The sequence below is a fragment of the Dyella marensis genome (genome assembly GCF_900112865.1).
Lineage (GTDB): Bacteria > Pseudomonadota > Gammaproteobacteria > Xanthomonadales > Rhodanobacteraceae > Dyella_D > Dyella_D marensis_A.
In genome coordinates this window covers 293,233-310,905 of record NZ_FONH01000004.1, presented here as the reverse complement: position 1 = coordinate 310,905, position 17,673 = coordinate 293,233, and the positions used below count along the sequence as shown (strand labels likewise).

Sequence of the window (17,673 nt, the reverse complement as noted above, 5' to 3'; positions counted from 1 at the left end):
GATCGTGAATTCCAACGGTTACCCGGACAGGCAGTGTGCCGATGCGACGCTCGATGCGTGTCATGACGCCACGCGTATCGTCGGGCGGAGCGCAGAACAGCAGGCGCAGCCCTCGGATCATCGTTCTTCGCTGCTCTCGCACCTCGAGGCACTGGCTGCCCGGCTTGCGCCGGACCTGCCGCTGCTGATCGAAGCCAGGCAGCTCTTTCCCGTCATCGAACATGCGGACACCGCCATCTTCCCGGCCACGCTGCTGGAGGCATGGGAATCGGTCCTGCTCGACGCCTGCGCGTCCGACGACGATGCGGCCCGCTGGCTGCTGACCCAGGTGCTTGCGTTACGGCTGGCGTACGTCGGCATGCCGGCGGTGCATGCCCTGCATCGCACTGCTTGCGGATATGCCCGATGCGGCGAAGCGTGCGCAACAGAGGAAACCAAGCCTCGATGGCAGGCGCGGCTGATCGAACTCGATCTGGCGCTGGCCGCGCGCCTGGGCGGCGCCTCGCGGCTGTTCGCGCTGCGCGACATGGCCGCGCGCCATGCATCGGTGATCGAGCGCGGCGACGGTGCGGTGCTCAGGGTGTGGATCGAGGTTCTGCTGTACGAAGCGCAGCAGCAAACCGGCGATGCGGCGGCCCCGCTCGCCGACGCGGCGGCAGCGGCTGGGCGCTTGCGTAGCGTCGCGGGCATGGCCGACGAGGGCGAATACCTCTTGGCCCGTGTGCTGCATCGGCGCGCACACACTGAGCGTGGCAATACCCGCCTGCGGGCGCTCGCCGAAGCGCAACGCCTGCTGGACGCCTTGTTCGCCCGCTCGCCGAGCGCGCGTTTCGCCATGGCCGTGGCCGAAGTCGCCCTGGAACATGGACGCGCCGGTCCCGCAGAGGCCGCGAAGCAAGCCTTCTCCCATGCTCTCACCCACGCCTTCATCGCCGGCTGCGATCCACGCCGGCAGGCGGCGAGCCTGCATTGCCGCCTGGCCATCCAGCTGGCTTACGAGGCGCTGCCGGACATGGGGCCGCAAGGCAGCGTCGCCCTCGATCTGGCGCGCAAGCTCGAACGCCAGCCGCTGCCGCCGGTCGCGACCATCGAAGGCATGACGCAGGCCTTCGTTCGCCACGGGGAATACGCACGAGCCTGCCGCCTGTGCGCCAGGGCGTGGCTGGCCGGCACCAGGTTCCGCACGCTGTCAGCGCTGTGGCAGCAAGCCGGCGCGACATGGCGCAACTGCCTGGCCTCCGCGCAGGACCAAGCCGATTGGCAGGAGAACGACGCTCAGCGACGCCTTGCCGCCCGCTGGCAATGATCGGGCATGCGCGGCGCGCCTCAAAAGAAAAACCCCGCCTAAGCGGGGTTTGTTCTGACCGAAGCGTGTCGTTCAAGCTGGCTGTTCAAACCGGCTTCGTTCGAGCCGGTTCGCGCAACTCACTTGTTCAGGCCGACTTCTTCTTGGCAGGCGCGGCCTTCTTGGCGGCGGCCGGCTTGGTCACGGTTTCCTTGGCGCCCACCACGGCCGGCTGCGCGCCATGCACGCGGGTGTTGCCATAGCTGCCACGGTAAGTCTTGCCGCGACGGGTCTTGCGATCGCCCTTGCCCATGGGGAACTCCTTAAGGTTTACGAGTGATTCGTAGGTTGAACGGCCGATCATCGTATCAGTGGCGGCCCAAAGCGCAATAGGCGGCAAGCGCCTGCCCTTGTGTTCAATCGCTGCGCCGACCGGAAGCGCAACCCTGGGCATGGTCCGGGCAATGGCCGGAGTCGATCTGCACCGTCACGTGCCGGATGCCGAAGCGTTCGCCGAGCACGCGATTGATCGCGGCGATGGCGGTGGCGCCATGGCTGTCGTCGCGCAGTTGCGCATGCACCGTGGCCATGCGCGAGCCGGAGGCCAGCTGCCAGACATGCAGATGATGCACATCGCTGATCGACGCATCCGCCTCGCGCAGGGCGAGCTCGATCTCGCCCGTATCCAATCCTTCCGGCACGCCTTCCAGCAGGATGTGCGCGGAGCGGCGCAGCAGGCGCCAGGCACTGTTGAGGATCAGCAGCGACACCAGCAGCGACAGCACCGGATCGGCCCACAGCCAGCCGAGCCAGCGCACCGCCAGCGCCGCCAGCACGGCCGCCACGGAGCCGAGCAGGTCGCCCAGTACATGCAATGCCGCGCCGGCCACGTTGACGTCGTCGTGGTCGTGCCCATGCAGGGTGCGCAGGACCGCCACGTTCACCAGCAGGCCGGCCAGCGCCACGATGAACATCACGCCGGACAGGATCGGCGTCGGCGTGAACAGGCGTTCGATCGCCTCGTACGCGATGAACGCCACCAGCGCGAACTGGGTCAGCGCATTGAGAAAACCCGCGAGCACTTCCACGCGCCCATAGCCATAGCTGCGTCGCGCATCCGCGGGACGGCGCGCCATCCATGCGCCGAGCACCGCCAGCAGCAGCGCCAGCGCGTCCACCAACATGTGGCCGGCATCGGCCAGCAACGCCAGCGAACCGGACCACAGGCCGCCGACCGCCTCGGCGACCATCATCAAGGCGGTGAGCACGAAGGCGACCAGGAGCTTGCGCTCGCGCCCGCTCATGCCGGCGCCGGCATGCGCGTGATCGTGCGCGCCATGCTCGTGCGCATGACCGTGGCGATCACCGTCGTGGTGGGAATGGGCGTGCGAATGACTCATGCGCGAATGCTAGGAAGCGCGCTCGCCGTTACACAATCACGAGGCCGCATCAGTGCGCGCAATCCACGCTGTGCACGTGGCCCTGCTCGCGATCCGCACGCAGGTTGATGAAATGCGCGGCCGCGACGAGCAGGCCGCCGCAGGTGACCAGCGCGCTGTGCACGCCGATCGAATAACCCTCGGCCACCGTCACGCCCAACAGCAGCAACGCCAGTCCCGGCAGAGCCAGGCGCAGCGGCAGCATGCGGCGATGGCGGCGATAGCCGCTGAGCAGGCTGACCAGCGCCAGCACGCAGGCGAACAGCACGAAGGCGCGCTCGAAGCGGTGATCGGCGAGGAAGCCCAGGCCGAGCAGCGGCAGCAGCGCCAGCACGAACGGCAGCGCGGCGCAGTGGATCGCGCACAGGAACGAAGCCGTCGCACCGATGCGATCGGCAATGCGCCACCAACGGGTTTTGCTCTCCTGGTCCATCGGTCGACTCGTAAAAAAATGCGCCAAACGTGACTTCTTGCCTGGGCGACAGGAAGTGATGTTACTTTATAACACTGCAGGAATCCACTCCCCGCATCCGAATACACCAGGAGCAGCACCCCACATGCGCAAGACCATGCTCACCCTCGCCCTGGCCGCCAGCCTGGGCGCCGCCGCCCTGCCGCTGCAGGCCGCCGATGCCGCGTCCGATGTTGCGCCGGACAAGGACAACCACAAGGCCAAAGCCAAGGATCTGGACGCGATCACCGTCAATGCCGTGCCGCTGGGCCAGCAGGCCGACCAGATCGTCGCCCCGGTCGCCGTGCTGGCCGGCTCGGCGCTGGACGAGGTCAAGGCCGGCACGCTGGGCGAGACAGTCTCCGCGATCCCCGGCGTGCAGACCACCGGCCTGGGCAAGGCGGTCGGCCGCCCGGTGATCCGCGGCATGGATGGCCCGCGCGTCGCGGTGCTGGAAAACGGCCTGGGTTCGCAGGATGTCTCCAACATCAGCCAGGATCACGCCACTTCGGTCGAGCCCTTCCTGGCCGACCAGATCGAAGTGCTGAAAGGCCCGTCGACCCTGCTTTACGGCTCCGGCGCCATCGGCGGCGTGGTCAACGTGGTCGACGGCCGCATCCCGATGGCGGCGCCGCAGAACGGCTTCAGCGGTCGCGCCGAGGGCCGCTACGACAGCGGCACCGAAGGCAAGACCGGCCTGTTCCGCGCCGATGCCGGCAACCGGCAGTTCGCGCTGCACGTCGACGGCATGCGCCGCGACGACGGCAGCTACGACATCCCCGGCGGCACCCAGGCCAACAGCCAGGTGAAGACCACCTCCGGCGCGGCCGGCGCTTCGCTGCTGGGCGACTGGGGTTACTTCGGCCTGTCGGTGTCGCGCTATCTCGACAAGTACGGCAGCCCCGCCGAACCGGGCAACGCCGAGGAAGGCGAGCCGCCCGTGCACATCAAGCTCGAACAGACCCGCTACGACATGAAGGGCGGTTTCAACAAACCACTGCCCGGCATTGCGAAGGCGGAAGTGAGCTTCGGCCACAACGACTATCAGCACGTGGAATACGAAGGCGAGGAAGCCGGCACCACCTTCAAGACCAAGGCCAACGAAGGCCGTGTGCTGTTCACCCACGAGCCGCTGGCCGGCTGGGAAGGCGCCTTCGGTCTGCAGTACATCCATCGCGACTTCTCCGCCGTCGGCGAAGAGACCTTCGTGCCGCCGACCTCGACCAAGGCCTGGGGCCTGTTCCTCACCGAGCAGCGCCAGTTCGGCCCGGTGAAGCTGGAACTGGGCGCGCGCACCGACCGCCACACCGTCACGCCGGACGATCAGCCGCGACGGAAGTTCTCACCGTCCAGCTTCTCCGCCGGCGCCTCGTGGCGCTTCGCGCAGCAATGGCACCTGAGCCTCAACCTCGACCGCGCCCAGCGTGCGCCGGCCGAGGAAGAACTGTTCTCCCACGGTCCGCATGCCGCGTCCAACACCTTCGAGATCGGCGACGCCAACCTGAAAAAGGAAACCGCCAACCAGGCCGAGCTGGCACTGCACTACCACGGCGATTTCGTCGAAGGCAAAGTCGCGGTCTACGCCAACCGCTACCACGACTTCATCTACCTGGCCGATACCGGCGCAGTGGAAGACGGCATGCCGGTGCGCACCTGGTCGCAGCGCGACGCCAAGTTCCGCGGCGCCGAAGCCGAAGCCACCTTCCATCTTGCGCGCAATGCCAGCGGCGCCTGGGATTTCCGCGCCTACGGCGACACCGTGCGCGCCGAGCTCGAACACGGCGGCGGCAACCTGCCGCGCATTCCGGCCGGACGCCTCGGCGGCCAGCTGAGCTGGAGCCGCGACGACCTGCGCGCCAGCGTCGGCGCCGTGCGCTACTTCGCGCAGAACCGCACCGCCGCCTTCGAAACACGCACCGCCGGCTACACCCTGGTGAACGCGCATGCCGCGTGGACCTTCCACAACGGCGAACGCAGCCAGTGGGAAGCCTTCCTCGACGGCAGCAACCTCACCAATCGCAAGGGCCGCCTGGCCACGTCGCTGTTCAAGGACGAAGTCCTGCTGCCCGGCCGCAGCGTATCGGCCGGCGTGCGCGCGTTCTTCTAAGCACCACCGCGTTCTCGGCCGCGCCGCTCCCTCCCCCCCGATGCGGCCGAAACCAAGGGGCGCGATGCGCAACGCATCGCGCCCCGCCTTTCAGGCGAGTGTGCTCAGCCCTTGCGGCAGTGCTTGCAGATGCCGTGCACTTCCAGCGTCTGCGCCTGCGGGCGGAAACCGAAGGCCTTGGCCTGCGCCTCGATCAGCTCGGCCACGCGCTCGTCGCACACTTCCTGCGCGCTGGAGCAGACGTCGCAGATCAGGAACGGCACCTGGTGCGCCTCGGCCGGATGATGACAGGACACGAAGGCGTTGATCGATTCCAGCTTGTGGATGAAGCCGTGCTCGAGCAGGAAGTCGAGCGCGCGGTACACCGTCGGCGGCGCGGCGTTGCCGTGGCGCTCGCGCAGGTGGTCGAGCAGGTCGTAGGCCTTCACCGGCTTGCCGGCGGCGGCCACCAGTTCCAGCACTTCCTTGCGCAGCGGCGTCAGGCGCAGCCCGCGCTCCTCGCTGGCATGTTCCACCGCACGCACGAAGCCCTTGGCATCGTCGTGATGATGATGGTCATGCGGCTTGTCGGTAGCGGAGTGGCTCATGGATTCACCTCGGGGCGCGATGATACACCGGCTCGGGTAAGAGCCCGTTCAGGGCCGGCGGCGCGGCAACGGTGGCGGCAGCGGGCGCCGGCTACGCAGCAGAATCGCCACCCAGCCCAGCGGCCCCAGCACCGCCGCCCACACCACGCCTTCCCATACGCGCCCGCGCCACCAGCCCAGCAGCGCGCCTACCGCGACGAAGACCAGCGACCACCAGAACAGCGCCGCCCACGGCACCATCGCCATCAGGTTCCAGAAGATGTGCCAGCTCGCGTCCGGCGCGTCCATGTCCACGCCCTGGGTGGCCCTGGCGAGCAGCTCGTCCATGCTGCGCGCCGCGCCTCAGCCGCGCGCGCGCGCGATGGCGTCGTCGATGCGCTTGAGCGCTTCCTCGCGGCCGGCCAGGTACACGGTGTGGTCGATCGACGGCGACACCTGCGTGCCGGTCATCGCCACGCGCAGCGGCTGGGCGATCTTGCCCATGCCCAGCTCGAGCCTGGCGGCGATCTGCTCCACCGCCTGGTGGATCGCCTCCGGCGTCCATTCGCACGCCGCGAACAGCGCCTTCGCCTCCTCGAGCACCGCCACGGCACCGTCGTTCTGCAGATGCTTGGCCACCGCCTTGTCGTCCCACTCGACGATCGGGCCGTACCAGATCTTCGCGCGCTCGGCCATTTCCTTCAGCGTCTGCACGCGGTCGCGCAGCGCGACGATCACATCGGCAGGCAAAGGACCCTTGCTGTAGTCGATACCGGCCAGCTGCAGCTGGTACTCGAATTCCGGCGCGATCGCCTGCGGCTCGTCGGTCTTCAGGTAATGCTGGTTGAGCCAGGACAGCTTGGTCACGTCGAAGCGCGACGCCGCCTTGTTGACATCGCCGATGTCGAACAGCTCGATCATCTCCTGCGGCGAGAAAATCTCCTGGTCGCCATGCGACCAGCCCAGCCGCACCAGATAATTGAGCAGCGCATGCGGCAGGAAACCGTCGTCGCGGTACTGCATCACGCTCACCGCGCCATGGCGCTTGCTCAGCTTCTGGCCGTCCGGGCCCAGGATCATCGGCAGGTGCGCGAACTCCGGCACCGGCTTGTCCAGCGCCTTGTAGATGTTGATCTGGCGCGGCGTGTTGTTGACGTGGTCGTCGCCGCGGATCACCTCGGTGATGCCCATGTCGATATCGTCGACCACCACGGCGAAGTTGTAGGTCGGCCAGCCGTCGGAGCGGAAGATCACCAGGTCGTCGAGCTCGGCATTGGCCCACTCCACGCGCCCCTTCACCTTGTCGTCGAACACCACCGAGCCTTCCAGCGGGTTCTTGAAGCGGATCACACGGTTGGGATCCTCCCGGAATGATTCGTTGCGGTCGCGGTAGTAGCCGTTGTAGCGCGGCTTCTCGCCGCGGGCCATGGCGGCCTCGCGCATGGCCTCGATCTCTTCCTTGCTCTCGTAGGCGTAGTAGGCCTTGCCGGCCTTGAGCAGCTCGTCGGCCACCTGCTTGTAGCGGTCCAGGCGATGGGTCTGGTAGACCGGCCCCTCGTCGTGAACCAGGCCCAGCCAGCTCATGCCGTCCAGGATCGCCTGCACCGCCTCCTGCGTGGAACGCTCGCGGTCGGTATCCTCGATGCGCAGCACGAACTGGCCGCCGCGGCGGCGCGCTTCCAGCCAGCAGTACAGCGCGGTGCGGGCGCCGCCGATATGCAGGAAGCCGGTGGGACTGGGGGCGAAGCGGGTGCGGACGGTCATTGGATCTTCTTGGGTATGGAGCGAAACGATGGATTTTAGCCGATTCGGCCGGTGGCACCGCGCCCTGCTGGCGGCCTCCCTGGCCTGCGGCACCGTGGCGGCGCTGGCCGACGACGCCCCGGGCTTCGACCGCCCCGGCTGGGGCTTCGCCACCAATCCGCTGCATGCCGGCCAGTTCGCCTACGAACAGGGCCTGCCCGACTGGAGCCGCCAGCGCGACGCCGGCGTCACCAGCGACCTGTCCACCTACGACAGCCTGCTGCGCCTGGGCCTGGGCGGCGGCACCGAACTGCAGCTGGGCGGCACGCCGTACAACCGCCTGCACCAGTCCGGCCAGCCCTCGGTGCACGGCCGCGGCGACACCACGCTGGGACTGAAATGGGTACCCGTCAGCGGGGAACTATGGTCATGGGGCCTGCTCGGCACGGCGGAATTTACCGACGGCGCACGCGCCTTCCGCAACGACCATCCCGCCTACACCCTGGGGCTGGATGTCACCCAGCAGACCGGCGGCAAGTTCAACTTCGGCTACTACGCGCAGTGGCAGCGCAGCGGCGGCAAGGACAGCGTGCAGTTCGCGCCCAGTGTCGGCTACCAGTTCACTCCGCAGTTCGGCACCTATGTCGAAGCCTCGGCCCAGCACGATGGGAACCAAGGCTTCGGCAGCGAAGCCGGCACCGGCCTGGCCTGGCAGCCGTTGGCCAATCTGCAGTTCGACGGCTGGCTGCGCCATCGCCTGGGCGGCCACGCGCCGATCTGGGAAGCCGGCGTCGGCGTGGCGATGTATTTCGGACATTGAAGCCGGCGTAGGTTGGGGTGAGCCGAAGGCGAACCCCAACGTGCGCGTGACCTTGAGCGGTGATGTTGGGGTTCGCTGGCGCTCACCCCAACCTACGCCGGTCATGGCCGCCGCTTTGTCACTTCACATGCACGGTGATCTTCTTCGATACCACCGCCGGATCGAACGGAATGTGGTTCTCGTCGCCCAGTTCCAGCTGCAGCGTATGCGTGCCGGGCTTGAGCTTTACCGTGGTCTCGGTCTGGCCGTTGCCGAAATGGACATGGGTCTCGTCCTTCGGAATCACCTGACCGGCAGCCGGCAGGTCCTTCACATCGATCAGCAGGTGATGATGCCCGGTGCCTTCCTTCTTTACGCCGGCGGGGGCCACGCCCATGCCCTTCAGGCCGAAGCTGACGGTGAACTCCTGGCCGACGGTGGCACCGTCCTTCGGGCTGATGATGTAGACCTCGGCACCGGCGGGGGACTTGGTGACCGGCAGGCCAGGGGCGTCGGCGGCGATCGCCGCGGCGGCCGTCGAGGCCAGGGCCAGAGCGAACAGGATGCGCTTCATCGTGGGATCTCCTTGGCGTGAAGGGGAGCGCCAGTGTAAGCGCATCGTCATGCGGAAATCGCCTTGCGGATTCCTACTTAGGACTGCTCGTAACGCAGGCGTCATGAACACGCCACGCCCCCGCAACGCCTCAAGACGAACCTATGCCGGGCCAGCACAGGTATCGCCATGCGCATCGGCATTGTCACTGAGACGTATCCGCCGGAAATCAACGGGGTCGCACTGACCGTGCACAGCCTCGCCGCCGGCCTCGCCGCCCGCGGCCACACCGTCGAACTGACCCGGCCGCGCCAGGCCGAACCGTTCCACGACGAACCCGGCATCTTTCCCGTCGAAATGCGCGGCGCCTCGCTGCCGCGCTATCCCGGCCTGCGCTTCGGCCTCCCCGCCGGCCGCGCGCTGAAGCAGCGCTGGACGCGGCTGCGCCCCGACGCGATCTATGTCGCCACCGAAGGCCCGCTGGGCTGGTCCGCGGTACGCGCCGCGAAGGCGCTGGGCATCCCTGCCGCCACCGGCTTCCACACCCGCTTCGACACCTACGCCAACCACTACGGCGTGGGCTTCCTCACCCCGGTCGTGCGCGGCTACCTGCGCCGCTTCCATTGCCGCGCCGCCGCCACCCTGGTGCCCACCGACGCACTCGCGCGCGAGCTGGCGGACCTGGGAGTGGATTCGGTGCGCCTGCTACGCCGCGCGGTGGACACCCAGCTGTTCCATCCCAGCCATCGCGATACCGCGCTGCGTACCGAATGGGGCGTGGACGGCAACACGCCGGTGGTGCTCTACGTCGGCCGCATCGCGGCGGAAAAGAACCTGGACCTGGCCGTGCGCAGCTTCCGCGCGATCCAGCGCGAAGTGCCCAAGGCGCGCTATGTGTGGGTCGGCGACGGCCCCTCCCGCGCGGCGCTGCAGGCGGCCAATCCCGACTTCATCTTCGCCGGCGTGCAGCGCGGCGAGGCGCTGGCGCGCCACTATGCCAGCGCCGACGTATTCCCCTTCCCCAGCCTCAGCGAAACCTTCGGCAACGTGATTCTCGAAGCGCTGGCCGCCGGCCTGCCGGTGGTCGCCTACGAGGAAGGCGCCGCGCGCGAGCACCTGGCGTCCGGCGTCAACGGCTTCCGCATCGAGGCCGGCAACGAGCGCGCCTTCATCGAGGCAGCCTGCACGCTGACCGCCAACGCCAGCCTGATCCGCCACATGGGACGCGCGGCGCAGGCCAGCATCGCCAATCTCTCGCCCGATGCGGTGATCCGCGAATTCGAATCCCTGCTGCGTGAACTGGCCAAGGAGCATCGCGATGAACACCCTGCCGCCGCTGCACACGCCTGAGCTCACGACCGGGCCGCGCTTTGCCATAGACAGGCGCATCTGCGTCGCCGCCAACCACTGGGGCGCGCGCCGCGCGGTCGGGGTGTTCTTCGGCATCGTCAGCCGCCTCGGCGACGGCGTGTTCTGGTATTCGCTGATGCTGGCCCTGGCCGTGTTCGACGGCCGCCGCGGTCTCGCCGCCGCCGCGCAGATGGCCATCACCGGCCTCACCGCCCTGCTGCTGTACCGCCTGCTCAAGCGCTGGACGCGCCGCCCGCGCCCGTTCCGCGCCTGCCCCGGCGTGATCGCCCACGTGCCGCCGCTGGACGAGTTCAGCTTCCCCTCCGGCCACACCTTGCAGGCGGTGAGCTTCACCATCGTGGCGCTGGCCTGGTATCCGCTGCTGGCGCCGCTGCTGCTGACCTTCACCGCCCTGATCGGCGCCTCGCGGGTGATCCTCGGCCTGCACTATCCGAGCGACGTGATCGCCGCCACTGCGATCGGCGGCGCGCTGGGCTCGTTGTCGCTGTGGCTGCTGCCGCTGGCGCACTGGATGCATTGAGCGCGGCTCAACGGCTCCACGCGCAGCTGGTGATGGCCGTGCTGTCGTCGAGCAGCGAGTAGCCAAGGCGGAAGCACATGCCAGCCGGCAGCGATGGGTCTAATGTCTCGGCGATCTCAGCTTCAAGCATCGCTTCATTCAAATTGAAAATCTTAAGCGCGCTGAAATCGAAGATCCGGCCGACCGTGGCCGCAGTCGCCTTGTAGAAACTTTCCTTGGCGGAGAACGCGATGGTCAGCGCCATCGGTTCGCCGAACTGGCGCGCGAGCTCGCCCAGTACATTCCGCTCCGACGCATCGACCACCGACTTCACGATCGCGTCGAACGCACCTGCCGCGACGACGTGCTCGATATCGATACCCACACCACGCGCGGCTTCTGCGCGCACGACCACCGCTGCCGCGATCCCGACGGCATGCGTGATGCTGCCGGTGAACCCGTCCGGCCATGCAGGCGCACGCGACGGCCCGATCGCCAGATCGCCGACATCGCCACCCACCTCGGCCAGTGCCGCAACCGCAACGCGTCGGCCGGCCAGATACTCCGCTCTCCGCTTGGCCACACTGCGCGCCACCGATGGTGGGCACACGATGCCGTGGCGGACGAAATGCGCGTCTTCACTTTCGCCAGCATCGAACGACAGCGCGAACGCGTCAGGCAGTCCACCCGGATGCCGCGCGAGCGACAGCCGCACGAATGCCGCCGGTCGCTCAGGCACCGTCGCCCGATTCGTTCAACATCGTCAGCACGCCGAAGGTCTTGTGACTGGCGGCCTGGTCGCTGGCCGCCTGTACCGCGTCGGTTGCCTTCGCAGCGGCATCGGCCTGGCCCATCACCTGCTCGATGATCTCGATCTGCTCCGGACTGCCGAACGGGCTGGTCAGCATCGGCGAGACCAGCGAAATCAGGCGCGCGAGCACGACGGCATCGCTCATCGGCTCGCCCATGCTCAGCGATGCGATCAAATCGTCCATGTCTTCGCCGGCCAGCAGGCCGGACAGGCTCTTGAGGATGAAATGCAGGCGCATGCCCAGCTCGTTGCGCGGCAGCTCCGGCAAGGCCAGCGAGAACGCTTCGAAGAAGCGCCCGAAGATCGGGCGGTAGTGCTCCTGCAGATGGTCGCGGATGAAGGGCGACGGGTCGCTGTAGACGCGACCGAGCAGACGCATGAACGCGGGACCGCCGGCGGGATCGCGGCTGAGCCGCAATGCCGGCACGAACAGCACGCTCAATACGGCCGAGGCATCCAGCGGGCTGCCCTTGGCCTGCTGCTCGCAGGCGGACAGCAGTTGCAGGCGTTCCTGGTTGAGCCGGTCGAGCCGCTTGGACAGCAGCTCCTGCACCAGCAGCTCTTTGCTGCCGAAGTGATAATTCACGGCAGCCAGGTTGGCATCGGCGCGCTGGGTGATCTGGCGCAGCGACATGGATTCGAAACCATGCTCGATGAAGAGCGCTTCCGCCGCCTGCAACAGGCGGATCCGGGTGTTTCCAGACGCGGTCACTTGGCTGTTCACTCGCAAGCTCTCACATTCGCCTCTGCTGCGCGATCGTACCAGGACCGAACGGTCATGGCCGGCCACGCGGCGAGTCAATATTCCATATTGAATAGGCGGCGCCGGAATGCCCCTTTCCGTTTGCGCGCGGCAAGGGAAAGGGGCGGTTTCCATGCGCTCCGGGCGTGACTATTGCTCGCTCGCCTGCACGTAGACCGACGGACCGATGGCGGTGTCCCCGCTCATGATGGCCGTGTTCTTTCCTGCCGCGGCTGGCAAACCCTCCTTGAGGTTGACCGCCGCCGACACGATGCCCTGCAGGATCGGCGTGATGATCGGTATCGGCAGCAAGGTATTGCCGCAACCCTTGGCGGCGGGCACCGCGAAGGCGTTGTCGACCAGCGTGCCGTTCTCCGCCAGCAGGATCTGCCCGACCGGGTTGGTCGTATCCATGATCGTCAGCGGCGCCGGCACGCCGGAGATCGGCGAGTTCGGCGGCGGCGGGCTGGTGGTGTTGGCGACGAGCTTCAGCACGATCGGCTGGCTGGCCGAGCCGATGTAGCAGGTATTGCCGAGAAACGGATTCTGCAGATGGATGCGGATCGGCAACTGGATAACGGTGGCGTCGCCCGTATCCGGCGGAAACGAGGCATTGATCAGCTTGGCCTGCGGGGTGCCGACCAGTTCCGCGGTGGCGGTGACGTCATTCGCCGTATTGACGATGTTCCAGAACGCCTGCGCCAGCGGTCCCGGCCAGGTGGTGTCGGGCTCCATCAATCCGAGCAGGCCGCCCGGCACGTCCAGCGCCGTCGGCGACATCGCCGGCACGTCGGTGGGCACGTAGAACTGGCCCATGTCGGCGATGTTGTTGACGCCACCCTGCAGCACGATCGGCTTGTTGATCGGCACGTTGGCGCGGCCGATCTTGAACGAGCCTGAGTTGATGGTGGCCACCACGCAGCCGGTGACGATCGCATTGGACTGATACGGGCAATGCTGGAACATCGCATAGTCGCCCGAAGGCGTTCCGGCGCTCGCTGTCTGCGCGGAGATACCCAGCGCGCAGGCAACGGCGAGGCCGAAGAGTTTCACTGCTTTTGACATAGTGATCTCCGGTGTATCGAGTGAAAGTTTGCGGAAACGGAAAATCCGGCCGTGAATGGCAAACCCCTGACGCCGGCACAGCCGTACAGGCCGGCGAGCGCCATGCGGCGACTCGCCAGCACGCCATGACGGCCCTGCCAGCGGCTTCTCACTTCAAAAATCAGCTACGGCATGACGCTCGGCGTCGACGCGGCGCCAACAAAAATTCCTCGCCAGGCCAATGCGGAACAACCTGACTTGCCCTTGTTCATTCGCCGCCGAAGGCTGCGCAAGAGATGCACCTCTTGCGCAGCGATACGGCGAATCAAGCATCCCAGCCACACCGTCCCTGGCCGTCCCGACCTGGCGTCCTGCCGGTCGAGACGCTACAAGCCTCCCTTTTTACGGATAGACGATGCTCAGCGTCGCGCCGCCGGGGCCCACCACGGGCAGATTGCCGCTGGACACCGCGCAGGCGCCCGGATTGAGCTGGCCGTTGAAAGTAGCGACGCCGTTGTTGAGCGTGAGCGGCACCGGGCCGGCGCCGCAGGTCACCGGATTGCCATTGATGCCGACCACCTTGACGCCTTGGGCCACGCCGCCGGTGGCGCTGGTGATATTCAGGGCCCAGTTGAAGTTGGTCGCCTGCAGGTTGTTGCAGTTCGGGTTGTTGCCATTGGCCGGATCCGGGCTGAACACGGCATTGGTGACGACGCCGACGCCGCCGGTGACCTGGATCGTAAAGACGGAGTGGCACGGAATCCTGATCGCGCCGCCGAGCGCCGAGAGATTGGTGGAACCCGAAGCCGTAAAGGTGCCGTCCGGCGTGAAATGCGAGGCGAAGCTCGGCGCCGCGGCCAACATGCCAACGGCCAGCACACCACATGCAGCGATGGATTTGACGAAGGTCATGCGATGACTCCTTTCAAGGTTGGAAGGTGCATTAGCACCAGGCTGCACCGCGGCCTGAAAATGGGCCGCAGCGACACGCGCCGGCGACGCGGATGGCGGCGCCGGCTTGAGTGCGTGGACCGCGCAGACGCGCCTGCGCCGCCCCCGCGGTGAGCGGTCAGGCTTTAGTTGAAGCCCATGCGAACGGAGATCCCGTAGATCCTGGGATCGAGCGTGAAGACGTTCGTGGTAAGCCCGCTGTCGTCGCTGTTGACGAAAGCGTCGGTAATCGGTGTGTCGTTGAAGAGATTCTTTACGTAGAGCTGCACGGTGAGATCGGATTTCGCCGCCTGCCAGGTCAACGAGAGATTGGCATTGCCCCAGCCCCTGAGCTTGTCCGACACCGTGTTGTAGATGCGCGCATAACTGGAGCTCTGCCGGTAGTAATCGCCGCGCAGGGTGAAGTCGCCGCTGGCGGTGAAGAAGGTGTATTGCGTGCCGACGTTGCCGGTCCAATGCGGTGAATTGGGCAGCTGCTTGCCGCCCAGATCGGCATAGAAGCCCCTGCCCCCGTTCGGCGCCTGCGTATTCGGATTGTAGAAATCGCCGCTCGCCAGCTGGATCGAGCCGTCGGGCGCGACGAAGTTGCTGGTCGGGAACGGGCCGCCGCAGAACGACGCGAGATCGTTGAAGGCGAGGATGTAGCCGCTGGTCTGCGCCCACTGCAGCAGCTTTTCCACGCTCGCTTTCGGCGCCACGCAGTTGGAAGCCTGCTGCAGCCAGGGTTTGATCACTACGTAGTCGGGATTGCCCTGGGTACGGTTCAGCACGTCGATCGACCTGGCACCGTCGGCAATGCGCGTGTGCAGGTAGCCGATATTGCCGTCGAAGCGCAGCGCACGCGTGGCCTGCCAGGCGGTCTCCAGCTCGAAGCCGAACATCTTGGCGTCGAAGTTCTCGTTGAGCGTGGCGCGATCGACGATCTGCGATACCTGGTAGTCCTTGTAGTCGTAGTAGAACGCGCTGGCGTTGAGCATGAACTTGCCGCCGGCCATCATGTTCTTGGTGCCGACCTCGAACGCATTGACGTATTCGGGCTTGAAGGTGGACGGCCCCGGATTGAAGTACAGGTTCTTCGGATCGGCGCCGATGCCCGGCGAGTTGGTGCCGCCGGCCTTGTAGCCGCGCGACAGCGAGCCGTAGACCAGGGTCTCGTCGGTGAAGGACAGCTTCGGCTTCCAGTCCAGCACCAGGCGGCCGGTCGGCTTGCGCCAGCGCTGGTCGATGTTGGGCAGGTGCGGATAGCCGTAGTTGACATAGCCGCCGCCGGCGAAGCCGGGCATCAGCAGGAGTTGGCTGGGCACCGGCGTGCTGATCTTCTGGTCGTCGGTATAACGCAGGCCGGCGGTGAGCTTCACCGTATCCGACAGCTGGTAATAGATTTCGCCGAACAGTGCCTTGGAACGGGTCTCGCCGATATTCTGGCTGCGGAAATAGTTATGACCCTGGCCGTTGATCTTGCCGATCGGATTGGGGTCGATATAGACGCAGGAGTTGTTGAACTCGTCGACGTAGTTGGGCGTGCAGTTGATCGGCGTCCGGCCGAAATAGCCCTGGTTGAAGAACTCCTGCGCAGTCGCGGTGAATACATTGTTGAAGACGAAATAGTCTTCGTTGATCTTGTAGTCGAGGTAGTTGGCGCCGACGCTGAAATTGAAGCGCCCGTCGAAAGCCGACTGCAGCCGGAACTCCTGCGACCACTGCTTGCTGTGCGAGCGCACCAGGTCGACCGCCAGGTAACCCGTGGACGGCCCCAGCTGCGGGTCGGTGTAGACGCCGCCCGGGGTGATCGGATAAGCCGGCAGGCCGAACGCGCCGGTCACCGGGTCAGGGAACGGATTGATCAGCCCGTTGGAGTCGTTGAAGATCGGATTGGACTGGAAGCGGCCGTAGTCCTGCGTCGAGTAATAGAAATCGCGCGAATAAGCCGTCTGCGAGACCAGCTTCAGATCCTCGCTGGGCTTGAACTCCAGGTTGATCTGGACCACGTCGTTCTTGGCCTTGAAACGCGGGTCGTAGGTGGTCGCGATCGTGCGCAGGTTGGTCGACTGCTGGACCCCGGCAAAGGGATCGCCCGGCTTGACCAGCGACGGCATCTCCAGGAAATCCGGCGTGATGCCCAGCGGCAGGCTGGTTCGCGCGAACAGCAGCTGCGAAAGGCTCGCGCCATTGGGCACGCCGAACGCGCCCTTGCCGTACAGCGAACCGGGCTGGCAGCCCTGGCTGAATTGCGGCTGGTTGAATTCGGGCACCGCGGTATCGCCGATCTCGGTCGGACCCGGATCGTTGTGGCACAGCTGCTTGCCGGTGCGCGAGCGATCGTCGTTCTCGTTGAAATGCTCCCAGATCAGGTTCGCGCTGAACTTGTCGCTGGGCTTCCACAGCAGGCCCATGCGGCCGCCCCACAGATCGCGGCCATTGACGTCCTTGTTGGTCACCGTGTTGTTGTCGTAGCCGCTGCGCTTGGTCCAGGCGCCCGCCAGGCGATAGGCCAGCGTGCTGCCGATCGGCACGTTCACCATGCCGCTGAAGCGCCGGCTGTCGAAGTTGCCGGTTTCCGCCTTGAACCAGGAGTCGAAGCCATCCAGCGATGGCAGGTTGGGCAGCATGTTGACCACGCCGCCGGTGGCATTGCGTCCGTACAAAGTGCCCTGCGGCCCACGCAGCACCTCGATGCGGTTGACGTCGAAGTACTCCTGCTCGAACAGCCGATTGCGGATCAGCGGCGTGCTGTTGAAGCTGACCGCCACGCCGGGATCGGTAGTGACCGACAGCGCCTTGGTGCCGACGCCGCGGATGGAGAAGTTGTAGCTGGCGAAGTTGGACTTGGAGAAGGTGACATTGGGCGTCGCGCGCAGCAGTTCGGCGCCGCCTTCGATCTTGTGGTCGTCGAGCGATTGCGCATCGAACACGGACAGCGCGATCGGCACGTCCTGGGGGCGCTCCTCGCGCTTCTGCGCCGTGACGGTCACCGCGCCGAGCTGGACCACCTTGTCGGCTTCGGCCTTGCCGGCAGCGCCGGCACGGGCCTTCTTTTCCGGCACGGCCTGCCCGCTGGCTTGAGCCTGGGGATCAGCCGCGTCGTCGGACGCAGGTGCAGCGGTCTTGCCCGCCGCCGGTGCCGGCGTGGCGTCGTTCGAAACCGCCGTATCCCGGCCGCGTTCGGCCGCATGCGCGCGCGCCTGGATGGCCAGGCACGACAGGATCGCCAGCATGAGCGCACAAGGCTTGACCGACGTCTGCGGCCGATATCGCTGATGTTGCATTAGTCCCCTCCCCAATGAAGCGTCGCTTGGCGCGACATCCGTACCG

At 66.6% G+C, this 17,673-nt stretch carries 17 protein-coding genes; 5 read left to right on the top strand and 12 right to left on the bottom strand.

Annotated elements, in window-relative coordinates; translation table 11 throughout:
• The first annotated feature begins 4 nt into the window (after positions 1–4).
• On the top strand, positions 5–1,306 hold the full coding sequence (locus tag BM172_RS09290; protein WP_026633168.1) for a hypothetical protein: 1,302 nt from the start codon (positions 5–7) through the stop codon (positions 1,304–1,306).
• Positions 1,307–1,433: 127 nt separating this feature from the next.
• Here BM172_RS09290 and BM172_RS09285 read toward each other — a convergent pair whose 3' ends face one another.
• From BM172_RS09285 to BM172_RS09275, 3 genes are all read right to left on the bottom strand, one after another.
• Positions 1,434–1,598: a 30S ribosomal protein THX gene (locus tag BM172_RS09285; protein WP_081804975.1), complete on the bottom strand. Its 165-nt coding sequence runs from the start codon at positions 1,596–1,598 to the stop codon at positions 1,434–1,436.
• A gap of 103 nt (positions 1,599–1,701) precedes the next feature.
• Positions 1,702–2,685, bottom strand: coding sequence for a cation diffusion facilitator family transporter (locus tag BM172_RS09280; protein ID WP_026633167.1), 984 nt, complete (start codon positions 2,683–2,685; stop codon positions 1,702–1,704).
• A 49-nt stretch (positions 2,686–2,734) separates the two neighbouring features.
• Positions 2,735–3,157, bottom strand: coding sequence for a MerC domain-containing protein (locus BM172_RS09275; protein WP_026633166.1), 423 nt, complete (start codon positions 3,155–3,157; stop codon positions 2,735–2,737).
• Positions 3,158–3,281: 124 nt separating this feature from the next.
• On the opposite strand from BM172_RS09275, the gene BM172_RS09270 reads away from it, so the two are divergent.
• On the top strand, positions 3,282–5,282 hold the full coding sequence (locus BM172_RS09270; protein ID WP_026633165.1) for a TonB-dependent receptor domain-containing protein: 2,001 nt from the start codon (positions 3,282–3,284) through the stop codon (positions 5,280–5,282).
• A gap of 104 nt (positions 5,283–5,386) precedes the next feature.
• On the opposite strand, the gene BM172_RS09265 is transcribed toward BM172_RS09270, so the two are convergent.
• Genes BM172_RS09265 through gltX form a run of 3 tightly spaced genes read right to left on the bottom strand, consistent with a single transcriptional unit; the run spans position 5,387 to position 7,612 of the window.
• Positions 5,387–5,869 (bottom strand): transcriptional repressor, encoded by a 483-nt coding sequence (locus BM172_RS09265; protein ID WP_026633164.1) that lies wholly within the window; start codon positions 5,867–5,869, stop codon positions 5,387–5,389.
• 48 nt (positions 5,870–5,917) lie between these two features.
• Positions 5,918–6,196, bottom strand: coding sequence for a hypothetical protein (locus tag BM172_RS09260; protein WP_026633163.1), 279 nt, complete (start codon positions 6,194–6,196; stop codon positions 5,918–5,920).
• 15 nt (positions 6,197–6,211) lie between these two features.
• Positions 6,212–7,612, bottom strand: coding sequence for a glutamate--tRNA ligase (gltX, locus tag BM172_RS09255; protein WP_026633162.1), 1,401 nt, complete (start codon positions 7,610–7,612; stop codon positions 6,212–6,214).
• Positions 7,613–7,640: 28 nt separating this feature from the next.
• Here gltX and BM172_RS09250 point away from each other — a divergent pair, with 28 nt between their 5' ends.
• Positions 7,641–8,411: a transporter family protein gene (locus BM172_RS09250; protein WP_051548274.1), complete on the top strand. Its 771-nt coding sequence runs from the start codon at positions 7,641–7,643 to the stop codon at positions 8,409–8,411.
• Positions 8,412–8,529: 118 nt separating this feature from the next.
• Here BM172_RS09250 and BM172_RS09245 read toward each other — a convergent pair whose 3' ends face one another.
• Entirely contained in the window at positions 8,530–8,964 is a 435-nt protein-coding gene (locus BM172_RS09245) for a DUF4399 domain-containing protein (protein WP_026633160.1), read from the bottom strand.
• A 168-nt stretch (positions 8,965–9,132) separates the two neighbouring features.
• On the opposite strand from BM172_RS09245, the gene BM172_RS09240 reads away from it, so the two are divergent.
• Positions 9,133–10,293 carry a glycosyltransferase family 4 protein gene (locus tag BM172_RS09240; RefSeq protein ID WP_026633159.1) on the top strand — a complete coding sequence of 387 codons (1,161 nt, stop codon included), beginning with the start codon at positions 9,133–9,135 and terminating at the stop codon, positions 10,291–10,293.
• Positions 10,262–10,834, top strand: coding sequence for a phosphatase PAP2 family protein (locus BM172_RS09235; RefSeq protein ID WP_026633158.1), 573 nt, complete (start codon positions 10,262–10,264; stop codon positions 10,832–10,834). The genes BM172_RS09240 and BM172_RS09235 overlap by 32 nt, the downstream gene beginning before the upstream one ends.
• Before the next feature lie 7 nt (positions 10,835–10,841).
• Here the strand turns inward: BM172_RS09235 and BM172_RS09230 are convergent, their stop codons facing one another.
• The 5 genes from BM172_RS09230 to BM172_RS09210 form a co-directional block, all read right to left on the bottom strand.
• The gene (locus BM172_RS09230; protein ID WP_051548273.1) at positions 10,842–11,528 is read right to left on the bottom strand and encodes a 4'-phosphopantetheinyl transferase family protein; all 687 of its coding nucleotides are present in this window, start codon (positions 11,526–11,528) and stop codon (positions 10,842–10,844) included.
• Between the two features lie 16 nt (positions 11,529–11,544).
• Entirely contained in the window at positions 11,545–12,348 is an 804-nt protein-coding gene (locus tag BM172_RS09225) for a TetR/AcrR family transcriptional regulator (protein WP_231504089.1), read from the bottom strand.
• Positions 12,349–12,516: 168 nt separating this feature from the next.
• Positions 12,517–13,431 (bottom strand): hypothetical protein, encoded by a 915-nt coding sequence (locus BM172_RS09220; RefSeq protein ID WP_197022819.1) that lies wholly within the window; start codon positions 13,429–13,431, stop codon positions 12,517–12,519.
• 381 nt (positions 13,432–13,812) lie between these two features.
• On the bottom strand, positions 13,813–14,322 hold the full coding sequence (locus BM172_RS09215; protein ID WP_026633156.1) for a hypothetical protein: 510 nt from the start codon (positions 14,320–14,322) through the stop codon (positions 13,813–13,815).
• 164 nt (positions 14,323–14,486) lie between these two features.
• A complete protein-coding gene (locus BM172_RS09210; protein WP_197022818.1) occupies positions 14,487–17,627 on the bottom strand; it encodes a TonB-dependent receptor in 3,141 nt (1,046 codons plus the stop codon).
• Between the last annotated feature and the right edge of the window lie 46 nt (positions 17,628–17,673).

Coding starts and splice junctions, on each gene's coding strand:
- BM172_RS09250 (WP_051548274.1), top strand. CDS start 7,641: ATGGATTTTAGCCGATTCGGCCGGTGGCACCGCGCCCTGCTGGCGGCC.
- BM172_RS09275 (WP_026633166.1), bottom strand. CDS start 3,157: ATGGACCAGGAGAGCAAAACCCGTTGGTGGCGCATTGCCGATCGCATC.
- BM172_RS09235 (WP_026633158.1), top strand. CDS start 10,262: ATGAACACCCTGCCGCCGCTGCACACGCCTGAGCTCACGACCGGGCCG.
- BM172_RS09260 (WP_026633163.1), bottom strand. CDS start 6,196: ATGGACGAGCTGCTCGCCAGGGCCACCCAGGGCGTGGACATGGACGCG.
- BM172_RS09215 (WP_026633156.1), bottom strand. CDS start 14,322: ATGACCTTCGTCAAATCCATCGCTGCATGTGGTGTGCTGGCCGTTGGC.
- BM172_RS09280 (WP_026633167.1), bottom strand. CDS start 2,685: ATGAGTCATTCGCACGCCCATTCCCACCACGACGGTGATCGCCACGGT.
- BM172_RS09265 (WP_026633164.1), bottom strand. CDS start 5,869: ATGAGCCACTCCGCTACCGACAAGCCGCATGACCATCATCATCACGAC.
- BM172_RS09285 (WP_081804975.1), bottom strand. CDS start 1,598: ATGGGCAAGGGCGATCGCAAGACCCGTCGCGGCAAGACTTACCGTGGC.
- gltX (WP_026633162.1), bottom strand. CDS start 7,612: ATGACCGTCCGCACCCGCTTCGCCCCCAGTCCCACCGGCTTCCTGCAT.
- BM172_RS09240 (WP_026633159.1), top strand. CDS start 9,133: ATGCGCATCGGCATTGTCACTGAGACGTATCCGCCGGAAATCAACGGG.
- BM172_RS09270 (WP_026633165.1), top strand. CDS start 3,282: ATGCGCAAGACCATGCTCACCCTCGCCCTGGCCGCCAGCCTGGGCGCC.
- BM172_RS09245 (WP_026633160.1), bottom strand. CDS start 8,964: ATGAAGCGCATCCTGTTCGCTCTGGCCCTGGCCTCGACGGCCGCCGCG.
- BM172_RS09210 (WP_197022818.1), bottom strand. CDS start 17,627: ATGCAACATCAGCGATATCGGCCGCAGACGTCGGTCAAGCCTTGTGCG.
- BM172_RS09220 (WP_197022819.1), bottom strand. CDS start 13,431: ATGTCAAAAGCAGTGAAACTCTTCGGCCTCGCCGTTGCCTGCGCGCTG.